The sequence below is a fragment of the Nocardioides sp. F233 genome (assembly GCF_057813895.1).
This window is the reverse complement of record NZ_JBVASH010000004.1, coordinates 624,238-635,000: the sequence shown is the minus strand read 5'-3', so window position 1 is coordinate 635,000 and position 10,763 is coordinate 624,238. Positions and strand designations below refer to the sequence as shown.

Below are 10,763 nucleotides of genomic sequence, written 5' to 3'. Positions count from 1 at the left end.
CTGACAAACTTGTCATCAGAATCATCATTGCCGAAAACACACACCCAACCCTTACGGATCGAGTGCACACAAACGTCACAACAATCTATGCATGACACACTGTTGAGTTCTCAAACATCACACGCACCAAAGTCCCCCACACGATATCTCCGCGCAGTTCGTCTTCGAGCCGATGCAGTCCCGAACCCTAGAACCAGACCCCAGCCTGTGCCAAATCCGAAAGGACTCGCTTTTCTGACCGACGCCCGAACCCAGAAGATCCAGAACAAGTGGCCGCGGGTTCCGGAAGCCCTCCGGCTGACCGCCGTCTTGCTTCCCGCCGCACCCGGCGACGAAGAGAACATTACGCACACCCAGCCAGAACCACAAATCGAAGCGACATCGCGCGATCGGCGCTGTCCCCAGGCGGCCCCTGGGACGCTCGAAAACGGCTCGTGGGCGGCCCCCGGAGGGACCGCCCACGAGGGGGGATGTCGGACTGGCTCAGCGCACGCGTACGCCGGCGAAACGCTTCTTGCCACGGCGCAGCACCAGCCAGGAGGAGGCGATCAGGTCGCCTGCCGCCGGCACGTGCTCGGGGTCGTCGACGCGCACGTTGTTGAGGTACGCGCCGCCCTCCGCGATGGTGCGCCGGGCCTCCCCCTTCGACTTCGCGAGGCCGGTGAGCGTCAGCAGCTCCACGACGTCGGGGATCCCGGCGCTGCCGTCGACGTCGACCGTGCCGGCCTCGCCGAGCGCCGCCTCGAGCGTCGTACCGGAGAGCAGGGTGACGTCGCCGCCTCCGAAGAGTGCCTCGGCCGCCGCCTTGGCGTTCACGGTCTCCGCCTCGCCGTGGACCAGCGTGGTGACCTCGTCGGCCAGCACCTTCTGGGCTTCGCGGAGGAACGGCTTCTCCGCGTGCCGGGCCTCGAGCTCCTCGATCTGCTGGCGCGGCAGGAAGGTGAAGACGCGCAGCAGCTCGCCGACCTTCTCGTCCTCGACGTTGAGCCAGAACTGGTGGAAGGCGTACGGCGGCATCATCTCCGCGTCGAGCCAGAGCGCGCCGCCCTCGGTCTTGCCGTACTTGGTGCCGTCGGCCTTGGTGATGAGCGGGGTGGCGAACGCGTGGGCGGTGGCGCCCTCGGCCCGGCGGATCAGCTCGACACCTCCGGTGAGGTTGCCCCACTGGTCGGAGCCACCGAACTGCAGGGTGACGCCGCGCTCACGGAACAGGGTCAGGAAGTCCATCGACTGCAGGAGGACGTAGGAGAACTCCGTGTAGCTGATGCCGGACTCGAGGCGGCGCTTCACGGTCTCGCGGGCGAGCATCCGGTTGACCGGGAAGTGCTTGCCGATGTCACGCAGGAAGTCGATGACCGACAGGCCCTCTGTCCAGTCGTGGTTGTTGACCATGGTCGCTGCGTTGTCGCCCTCGAAGGACAGGAACGGCTCGATCTGGCCGCGGACCCGCGCCGTCCACTCCTGGACGGTGTCGAGCGAGTTGAGCGTGCGCTCCCCCGAGTCACGCGGGTCGCCGATCATGCCGGTGGCGCCACCGACCAGGGCGAACGGCGTGTGGCCGGCGCGCTGCAGGCGCATCGCGGTGAGGATCTGGACCAGGTTGCCCATGTGGAGGCTCGGCGCCGTCGGGTCGAAGCCCACATAGAACCGGACGCTCCTCTCGCTCAGCGCTGTGCGCAGCGCGTCGCGATCGGTGGACTCGGCCAGCAGGCCGCGCCACTCGAGGTCGTCCAGAAGCGTGGTGTCGACGGACACGTCGGTCCTCTCTCTAGTCAGGTGTGGGGAAGGTCCCCGCACCTAGGGTGCCCCATGGGCTGCGGCGCGGCCCACTGGGTTCGCCTCGGTGGACGCGGGTACGTTGCGAGGGCGATGACCAACCAACGGGTAGCGGGGCGGTACACCCTCCACGAGCAGATCGGCCACGGAGCGCACGGCGCGGTCTGGGCGGCGCACGACGAGGTCCTCGGCCGGACCGTCGCGCTCAAGCGTCTCGGCACCACGGCCGGGCTCGGCAGCGACGAGGTCCGGGCCGAGCGCGAGGCGCGTCTCGCCGCCCAGCTGGGCCACCCGAACGTGGTGGCCGTCTACGACCTCGTCACCGAGGACGGTGGAACCTGGCTCGTGATGGAGCGGGTCGAGGGGCAACCGCTCTCGGCCGTCGTCCGCGACGCTCCCCTCTCCCCCGACGACGCCGCCCGGCTGCTGGCACCGGTCGCCGACGCGCTCACGCAGGCGCACGCGCTCGGGATCGTGCACCGCGACGTGAAGCCGTCGAACATCCTCGCCGGCCCCGACGGGGCGAAGCTGACCGACTTCGGCATCGCCCGCGGCTCCGGCGATGCGACGCTCACCCGCACCGGACTCGTGACCGGCTCGCCGGCCTACCTCGCGCCCGAGGTAGCGGTCGGTGGCCAGGCGACGCCGGCCAGCGACGTGTGGTCGCTGGGCGCGACGTTGGTGCACCTGCTGACCGGGCGGCCGCCGTACCAGCGCGACGACCTGGACAACGGGCCGCTGGCCGTCGTGTACCGGATCGCGCACGAGGACCCGCCGCTCGTGCCCGGCGCAGGCTGGCTGGCGTCGCTCCTGGCCCGGACCATGGCGAAGGACCCGCAGGCCCGGCCCACGATGGCGGAGGTGCGCGACCAGCTGGCCCGGACGGCCAGCGCCGCCGACCACACGATGGCCCTGCCGGCGGTGCCTGTCGCACGACGGTCGACCGGCGTGGTCGTGGCGGCCGTGGCTGCTGCCGTGGTGCTGCTGCTCGTCGTGGCCTTCCTGGTGCTGCGCCCCGACAGCGACGACGACACCCCGACAGCGCGCGAGACCGCCGGCTCCGCCACCACTGCGGCCGAGCCGTCGACCGCCGCGACCACGCCGACGGCGGCCGAGCTGGAGCAGTTCGCCCGGCAGTACGTCGCCACGGCGAGCAGTGACCCGGAGCGCGGGTTCACGATGCTGACGCCGTCGTACCGCGCGAGCAGCAACGGCTACACGGGCTTCTGGGGCCGCGTGAAGAAGCCGGAGATCCTGGAGATCTCGGCCGATCCGGGGCAGATGACGGTGACCTACCGCTACGCCTACGTGCTCAAGGGCGAGGGGCGGCGGCGCGAGCGGGTGACCCTGTTCCTCGTCGACCAGGGCGGCAACCTCCTGATCGACAACGCCTCGGCTGGGTAGCCTGCGAGCCGTGAACGGGTACGGCGTGCTGTCACCGGACGACGCGGCCCGGCTGCTGCTGCCGGTCGCCGAGTCGGTCGCCTCCGCGCACGCCGCCTCCGGCCGGCACGGCGCCATCTCCCCCGCGGCGATCGAGGTCGACGACAGCGGTCGGGCACTTCTCCTCGACCGCACCCGGGTCGCGCCCGACCCTGCGTTCTCGGCACCCGGCGCACCCGACGACGTCTGGTCGCTGGCAGCCGTGCTGCTGCACGCCACGACCGGCGAACCGCCGGCAGCGCTCGGCGAACCGCCCCTCGTACCGCGCGCGAGCGGGTGGCTGGCACCCCTCATCGAGCTCGGTCTCCGGTCCGATCCGCGCGAGCGCCCGTCGCCCGAGGACATCGCTGCGTACCTGCGGGCCCGGGTCGCGCCGACGGTCGAACGCCGGCGGATCCCCGTCGCCGGCCTCGCCCTTGCCGGGGCCGCGGTGATCGCGCTGCTCGGGATCGTCGGCGCAGCCCTGCTGTTCACCGGTGGTGAGGAGTCGCCCGGCTCGCGGACGGAGACGTCGGACCCGACGGGTCCGGAGGAGAGCGGGCCGACGTCCGCCGTACCGTCCAGCGGTCCGACGCCGCCGACCGCGGCCGAGCTCGAGAACTTCGCCCGCGACTACATCGCCACCGCCAGTGGCGATCCGGCGCTCGGGTTCACCTGGCTGACCGAGGCCTACCAGCAGCGCAGCCCGCGGTACCGGGAGGTGTGGGCGTCGATCCGGGACCCGCGGATCCTGGCGGTGCGCGGCGACCCGGCAGCGATGACGGTCCGCTACACCTACCGGTACCGGCTGAGCGGCGGCGGCTCGCGGACCGAGGACATCACGCTGTTCCTCGTGCAGGACGGCGACCGGCTGCTCATCGCGGACGCAACGGCACGCTGACCCGTGCCATGCTCGACGCATGGCCGAGACCCCCTCCCCGCTGCAGCCGCTGGACGAGACCTGGGAGCGGGCGCTGTGCGTCGTCGCGCACCCCGACGACATGGAGTTCGGCGCGGCGGCCGCGGTCGCCCGCTGGACCGGGCAGGGCAAGAGCGTCGCCTACTGCATGGTGACCAGCGGCGAGGCCGGCATCGACGGGCTGGATCCCGACGCCTGCCGTGAGGTGCGGGAGGCGGAGCAGGTCGCGTCGGCGCGGGTCGTGGGCGTCGACGTCGTCGACTTCCTGCACCAGCCCGACGGCGTCCTGGAGTACGGCGTCGCGCTGCGCTCGGTGATCGCGGCCGCGGTCCGCCGACACCGCCCGGACATCGTGGTCACGGGCAACTTCCGCGACACCTGGGGTGGGCGGAACCTCAACCAGGCCGACCACATCGCGGTGGGACGCGCGGTCCTGGACGCCGTACGGGATGCGGGGAACCGGTGGGTGTTCGCCGACCAGCTCGGCGGTGCCGACGGGCTCGAGCCGTGGGGCGGCGTACGCGCGGTGTGGGCGTTCGGCTCCCCCGACTCGACCCACGCCGTCGACACGACCGCCACCTTCGACGCCGGCGTCGAGTCGCTGAAGGCGCACGCGGCGTACATCGACGGCCTGGGCTGGGAGAACTGGGACCCGCGCGAGTTCCTCGAGGGGATGGCCCGGGCCACCGGCTCGCGGTTGGGCGTGGCGTTCGCGGCGCCGTTCGAGGTGTTCCCGATGGGTTGGGGCGAGTAGGGCGCCACTAGGGTTGGGGCCCTCGGGGCGGTAGCTCAGTCGGTCAGAGCAGAGGACTCATAATCCTTGGGTCGTGGGTTCGAGCCCCACCCGCCCTACGATGCGCACGATCTCGCGCACACCGAGGGCCAGCACCGCGAGCGCGACGGCGGCGACCGCACTGCCCTGCAGCCGGACGTCGGTGCCGCCCGTGAGCAGCGGGCCGCTGGCGAAGAGGCCCAGCAGCAGACCGAGCACGGACAGCTGGACGACGTGCCACCACCGGGACTCGCTCGGCGGGGCCAGCCAGACCAGGACGAGGTTGCGCACCAGGCAGTAGCCGAGCCACAGGACGAGGAACACCGAGAACGCCCACGCGGGCCACGGGGCGCCCTCCAGCTCCCGGCCGTCGAACGGACCGAGGACCGCGGGCAGGAACAGGCCGGCCTGGACCAGCACCCAGAGCAGGTGCCGGCTGATCACGGTCTGCTGTCGTCGGGCCACGGGGGCAACCTACGCGAACGTCCCGACCGGCGGCGGGTCGAGCAACGACGCGAGGCGTACGGCGGGCGCGGAGCCGAACTCGAGCCTTTCCTCGGGCGTCATGGTGGCCACGCAGCGACGCCAGGACTCGACCCGCGCCAGGCGACCGAGCTGGAGCGCGGCGGGCAGGGCGGCTCGCAGGTCGGCTGGGGTGGCGAGGTCGGACCAGACCTCGAGCGCGGCGTCGGCGATCCGCCACAGGGCCGGGTCGTCGGGTGGCAGGCCGAGTGACTGTCGAGCCATGGCAAGGGGGACGTACAGGCCGGCGAGCGGGTCGCCGACGAGCGCGTCGCCGAAGTCGAAGAAGCGCAGGCCGCCGTCGGGGGCGAGCACGACGTTCTCGGCGTGCAGGTCGTTGTGGAGCAGCGTGAGCGGGAGGTCGAGGTCCTCGACCCGGTCGGACCAGCGCTCGATCGTCGGCAGCAGTGCCTCCAGCAGGACGGCGACCTCGGGCGCCAGGCGGCGGGGATCGTCGGGGGCCAGGGCAGCGAGGCGACCGACCGCGTCGGCGACGTACGTCGTGGCGTCGGCGGGGGCGAGGACGGTCAGGTGGAGGTCGTCGACCTCGCCGACCAGCCGGCGCTGCAGGTCCGCCGCGTCGGCGGCGATCCGCGCCCACGTAGCGGGATCGCCCGCTCCCCCGCGCTCGTGCACGGTCGGGCCCAGGTCGGCGGTGAGCAGGAGATCGCGGTCGAGGTCGGCGGCGAGGACCGGGACGACGTGGTCGGGGGCGACCTGCGCGAGGCGCGCCATCAGCCGGGCCTCGTGGGCCTGGCCGGGACAGTTCTGCTTGGCGTAGGACGTCCGTCCGCCCGCCCTGACCCGCCACAGCGCGGACCAGGGCCGCAGCGCGACCACCTCGACCCGCTCGGGGATCCCGACCGCGGCGGTCAGGAACGCGCACAGCTCGGCGCGGAACTGCTCCGTCGCCCACTCCGCGCTGGTCCAGGTGCTCGTGCTCACCCCTGCAGCGTCACCCCGCGGGGGCCGGTGGCGCCACCGGTTTCCGTGATCGGTGCGTTCACCGGCGGATCGTGATGCCCCCTCCGGGTGGTCCCATCCGGACGCCGTCGCCGCCGAACCCGCCGAATCCGCCGCCCTGCTGGCTGGAGTCGCCGGTGGGCAGCGCGGCGTCGAGGTCAGCGAGCACGACCCGGTCACCCGCGTCGAGGCCGTCGGTGACCTCGACCTCGGTGGCACCGACGACGCCGGTGGTGACCGGGGTGCGTCGAGCCGTGCCGGTGTCGTCGACGACGGTGACCGTGCCGTTGCTGATCGCCGAGGCAGGCACCACCACGACGTCGTCGGCGGAGCCGACCTCGATCGCGACGGTAGCCGGCATGCCGTCGGCCAGGGCGAGGTCGCGGTCGTCGAGGACGATCTCGACGGCGTACGTCGGGTCGCCGCTCGACCCTCCGCTCGAGGAGTCATTGGTCGCGGTGTGCTCGATCCGGCCGACCTTCGCAGTCAGGGCGTCGGTGGCTCCGGCGGGGGTGACCTCGGCCGTCGTACCCGAGATCAGCTGGGCAGCCTGGGCCGCGCTGACCTGGACGGTCGCGGTGGTCAGGCCGGGTGCGACGAGGGTGGCCACGGCGTCGCCGGTCGAGACCTGGTCGTCGGCGCCGACCGAGAGGGAAACGACGGTGCCGTCGGCGGGTGCCCGGACGACGGCGCCACGCAGGTCCGCGCGGGCAGACGCAAGCGATGCGGCCGCCTTGTCGATCGAGGCCTGGTCCTCGGCGAGGGTGGCTGCCGTGACGGTGCGGGTGGAGCCGGTCGGGGTGGTCGGCGTGCTCGGGGTGGTGGGCGTGGCGCTCGGCGTCGAGGTCGTCGGGGTGGTCGTCGGCGTGGTCGGCGTCGTCGCCGACGCGCTGCCCAACGCGGCCGTCAGGGTGCTGCCGAGGGTCTCGAGCGCGGTCTGCAGCGTGGTCTGGGCGCCGGATGCGTTCGACTGGGCTGCCTGCACCGCAGCCAGGGCGCTGGTGCAGGCGTCGCTGAGCACGGCGCTGGTGGCGGCCTCGGTCGTGGCGCCGTCGGTGGGCTCGGTCGGGTCCTTGCTCGGATCGGGCTCGCTCGCGACCGGGTCCGCACAGGACTGCTGCTGGTCGGCGAGCCGGTCCGAGGCGGTGGCCAGGGCGGTGGTCGCGGCGGACTGGGCCGCGATCACGGCGTCCTGCTGGGTGCGCAGCTGGGCCAGCAGCTCGGCGTTCGTGCCCGTGCTGCCGGGGTCCTGGTCCTTGCTGCCCGAGCCCTTGGTGCTGCCGGTGCTGCCCGTGCCGTTCGCTGTCGAGGTGGTCGCGGTGTCGACGGCGGTCGACTGCGCGTCACGGTCGGCTGCCAGCTGGGCACGGGCGTCGGCCAGGTCGGACCTCGCCCGGTCGACAGCGGCCCGCAGCGAGGAGCGGTCGAGGACGGCGATCACCTGTCCCTGCTGGACCTCGTCGCCCTGCTCGACCCGCACCCGGGCGACCGTGCCGTTGGTGCCGAAGGCCAGCTCGGAGGTGCCGCTGGGCGTGATCGATCCGGAGAGGGTGAGCTCCTCGGCGACGTCGCCGCGGGTGGCGGCGACGGTGCGGTAGTGGACGCTGTCGTCGGATGCTGCGCCGTACGCCGCGACCCCGGTCCCGGCGAGGGCCAGGACGGCGAGGGGGACGGCGACCCGCCGCGACCGGATCACAGCCCGCACTGGTCGTCCACCTTGTCGCTGACCTGCACCGACGTGGCGGTCACGGCACCGGTGTCGTCGGGGTCGCCCTGCACCCGGACACACCGGCCGACGGTGAGCGCACTGGCCTGGGCCGAGACCTGCTTGGCGTAGGTCGTGTCCGTCCCGACGGTGACCGTCACCGATCCGTTCGGGCCGTCGACGACGAATCCGCTGTCGCTCACTGAGCTGACCCGGCCGACGGTGCCGAACCCGCCGCGCCCGCCGCCCGGGGCGCCGCTGGGCATCCCCGAGGGCCGGTCGGTCGGCACGTCGGTGGGACGTTGGCCGTTGCCCCCTCCCGGGCGGCCGAAGCCGCCGGTGCAGCCGTCGTCGGCGGCCGGGGAGACGGCGACGGACGCGGCGGTGACGGCGGTCGCCGTACTGCCGTCGGTGCCGTCGGCGTCGGCACTGCGCACGACCACGCAGACGCCCGTCGTGACGTCGGCGAGGGCGGCCGCGGCCTGGGCGGTGATGGTGGTGTCGCCGGTGACGGTGACCGCCACCTGCCCGGTCATCTGGTTCTGGACCTGGAGCACGTCACCGTCGGCTGCCGCGATCGCGCCGAAGGTGCCGGGCATGCCGGTCCGCGCGGTGTTCGGCGCAGCACTGTCGGCACTGCCGGTGCTCGCCGTGGGCGTCGGGCTGTCGTCGCCACAGCCGGTCAGCAGCACGGCGAGGACAGCGCCCGCGGCAAGAGGACGGAGGAGGGAGAGGGACATGGGTGCTCCTGGTTCGTTCGGGGTGGTCATTCGCTGCGGAGGGCGTCGATCGGGGTGAGACGGGCCGCGCGGCCCGCCGGGTAGACCCCGAACCCGACGCCGAGGGCGAGGGAGGTGGCGAGTGCGGCGACCGTGGCCAGCGCGGAGACCGCGACCGCCTGGTCGATGAAGTGGGGCAGGACCTGCGCACCGACGATGCCGATGGCGACGCCGACCAGTCCCCCGGTCAGGCCGAGCAGCGAGGCCTCGACGAGGAACTGGCGGCGGATCACGTTCGGGGCGGCGCCGAGCGCCTTGCGCAGGCCGATCTCGCGCACCCGCTCGGTGACGGAGACCAGCATGATGTTCATGACCCCGATACCGCCGACCAACAGGGAGATCGCGGCGACACCGCCGAGCAGCACGGTGAACGTCCGGTTGGTCTCGTTGGCCGTCTCCACCAGGGAGTCCTGGGTCGAGATCGAGAAGTCGGCGTCGGCGGTCGTGACCCCGTGCCGCGTGGCGAGCAGGGCCTGCACCTCCTGGTACGCCGCCGAGAGCCGCTCCGCGCTCGCCGCCTCGACGTAGATCGTGGAAACCGTGTCGCTGGTGCTACCGGTCAGCCGGCTGGCCGTTCCGGCAGGCACGACGGCCTGGTCGTCCTCGGTGCTGCCCGACGACGAGGCGCCGGACGCGGTGAGGACGCCGACGACGGTCACCCGGGTGCCGTTGACCGTCACCTGCTGACCGACCGGGCTCTGCCGGCCGAACAGCTCGGAGGCGGTGTCGGCGCCGATCACCGCGACGGCCGCGCCCTGCGCCGCCTCCTCGGCGGTGAAGAACCGGCCCGCAGAGAGCTCGCGGCTGCGGACGCCGAGCCAGTCGGTCGTCGTACCGACGAGGGAGGTGGTCCAGTTCGTGTCGCCGTTGACGAGCGACACCGAGCTGGTCGTGGCGGGGGCGACCCCCGCCGCATCGGGTACGACGTCCCGGTCGGCGATCGCCGTCGCGTCCGCGCGGGTCAGGGTGGACGCGGAGCCGAACCCGCCGCGGACGCCGGAGCTGTCGGTGCTGCTGCCCGGTGCCACGATGAGGAGGTTGGAGCCGAGCGCGTCGATCTGGTCCTTCACCTCCTGCTGGGCGCCCTGGCCGAGACCGACGGTGAGGATCACCGAGGAGATGCCGATGACGATGCCGAGGACGGTCAGCGACGAGCGCAGCCGGTGCGCGCGGATCGCGGCCAGCCCGGACCGGACCGTCTCCCACCAGCTCATGCGGTCGCTCCGACGGGCGTCGGCCGGTCGACGGTGATCTGGCCGTCGTCGATGACCAGGTTGCGACCGGCTCGGGCGGCGACGTCGGGCTCGTGGGTGATCAGCACGATCGTGCGGCCGCTGGCGTGCAGCTCGTCGAAGAGCCCGAGCACGTCCCTCGTGGAGCGGGAGTCGAGGTTGCCGGTCGGCTCGTCGGCGAGCAGGAGGGCGGGCTCGGTCACCAGCGCCCGCGCCACCGCGACCCGCTGCTGCTGGCCGCCGGACAGCTCCCCGGGCCGGTGGTCGACGCGGTCGCCGAGGCCCACCTTGGTCAGCGCGGCGATCGCGCGCTCCTTGCGCTCGGGACGCGACAGGCCGGCGTACACCAGCGGGAGCTCGACATTGCGCCACGCGCTCATCGACGGCAGCAGGTGGAACTGCTGGAAGACGAAGCCGATCCGGCGGTTGCGGATCGCGGCCAGGGCAGCATCGTCGAGGCTCGAGGTGTCCTCGCCGGCCAGCACGTAGTGGCCCTCGGTGGGGAGGTCGAGGCAACCGAGGAGGTTCATCAACGTGGACTTGCCGGATCCGGACGGACCGATCACCGCGACGTACTCGCCTTCGTCGATGCGGATGTCGATCCCGCGCAGCGCCTCGAACTCGAGGCTGCCGGAGCGGTACGTCTTGCGCACGCCGGTCAGCTCGATGATGG

Annotated in this window: 9 protein-coding genes and 1 tRNA gene; 4 read left to right on the top strand and 6 right to left on the bottom strand. The window is 72.7% G+C overall.

The window, feature by feature from the left end; all coding sequences use genetic code 11:
* Positions 1-483: 483 nt before the first annotated feature.
* Complete coding sequence (gene tyrS, locus ACZYRU_RS19005; RefSeq protein ID WP_488958650.1) at positions 484-1,755, bottom strand: tyrosine--tRNA ligase; 1,272 nt, start codon at positions 1,753-1,755, stop codon at positions 484-486.
* Positions 1,756-1,869: 114 nt separating this feature from the next.
* On the opposite strand from tyrS, the gene ACZYRU_RS19000 reads away from it, so the two are divergent.
* From ACZYRU_RS19000 to ACZYRU_RS18985, 4 genes are all read left to right on the top strand, one after another.
* On the top strand, positions 1,870-3,180 hold the full coding sequence (locus ACZYRU_RS19000; protein WP_488958649.1) for a serine/threonine-protein kinase: 1,311 nt from the start codon (positions 1,870-1,872) through the stop codon (positions 3,178-3,180).
* 10 nt (positions 3,181-3,190) lie between these two features.
* Positions 3,191-4,099, top strand: a complete 909-nt coding sequence (locus tag ACZYRU_RS18995) for a protein kinase family protein (protein WP_488958648.1) — start codon at positions 3,191-3,193, stop codon at positions 4,097-4,099.
* Positions 4,100-4,118: 19 nt separating this feature from the next.
* Positions 4,119-4,871, top strand: a complete 753-nt coding sequence (locus ACZYRU_RS18990) for a PIG-L deacetylase family protein (RefSeq protein ID WP_488958647.1) — start codon at positions 4,119-4,121, stop codon at positions 4,869-4,871.
* Positions 4,872-4,895: 24 nt separating this feature from the next.
* Positions 4,896-4,969 (top strand) — tRNA-Ile (locus ACZYRU_RS18985).
* 394 nt (positions 4,970-5,363) lie between these two features.
* Here ACZYRU_RS18985 and ACZYRU_RS18980 read toward each other — a convergent pair.
* Genes ACZYRU_RS18980 through ACZYRU_RS18960 form a run of 5 tightly spaced genes read right to left on the bottom strand, consistent with a single transcriptional unit; the run spans position 5,364 to position 10,761 of the window.
* Positions 5,364-6,356: a phosphotransferase gene (locus tag ACZYRU_RS18980; protein ID WP_488958646.1), complete on the bottom strand. Its 993-nt coding sequence runs from the start codon at positions 6,354-6,356 to the stop codon at positions 5,364-5,366.
* 58 nt (positions 6,357-6,414) lie between these two features.
* Positions 6,415-8,079 (bottom strand): efflux RND transporter periplasmic adaptor subunit, encoded by a 1,665-nt coding sequence (locus tag ACZYRU_RS18975; protein WP_488958645.1) that lies wholly within the window; start codon positions 8,077-8,079, stop codon positions 6,415-6,417.
* Positions 8,067-8,819: a DUF5666 domain-containing protein gene (locus tag ACZYRU_RS18970; protein WP_488958644.1), complete on the bottom strand. Its 753-nt coding sequence runs from the start codon at positions 8,817-8,819 to the stop codon at positions 8,067-8,069. The genes ACZYRU_RS18975 and ACZYRU_RS18970 overlap by 13 nt, the downstream gene beginning before the upstream one ends.
* A 26-nt stretch (positions 8,820-8,845) precedes the next feature.
* Entirely contained in the window at positions 8,846-10,072 is a 1,227-nt protein-coding gene (locus ACZYRU_RS18965) for an ABC transporter permease (RefSeq protein WP_488958643.1), read from the bottom strand.
* Positions 10,069-10,761, bottom strand: a complete 693-nt coding sequence (locus tag ACZYRU_RS18960) for an ABC transporter ATP-binding protein (protein ID WP_488958663.1) — start codon at positions 10,759-10,761, stop codon at positions 10,069-10,071. The genes ACZYRU_RS18965 and ACZYRU_RS18960 overlap by 4 nt, the downstream gene beginning before the upstream one ends.
* Positions 10,762-10,763 lie beyond the last annotated feature (2 nt).

Excerpts from the sequence above, each read along its gene's own strand:
- ACZYRU_RS19000 (WP_488958649.1), top strand. The coding sequence starts at position 1,870 with ATGACCAACCAACGGGTAGCGGGGCGGTACACCCTCCACGAGCAGATC.
- ACZYRU_RS18990 (WP_488958647.1), top strand. The coding sequence starts at position 4,119 with ATGGCCGAGACCCCCTCCCCGCTGCAGCCGCTGGACGAGACCTGGGAG.
- ACZYRU_RS18970 (WP_488958644.1), bottom strand. The coding sequence starts at position 8,819 with ATGTCCCTCTCCCTCCTCCGTCCTCTTGCCGCGGGCGCTGTCCTCGCC.
- ACZYRU_RS18965 (WP_488958643.1), bottom strand. The coding sequence starts at position 10,072 with ATGAGCTGGTGGGAGACGGTCCGGTCCGGGCTGGCCGCGATCCGCGCG.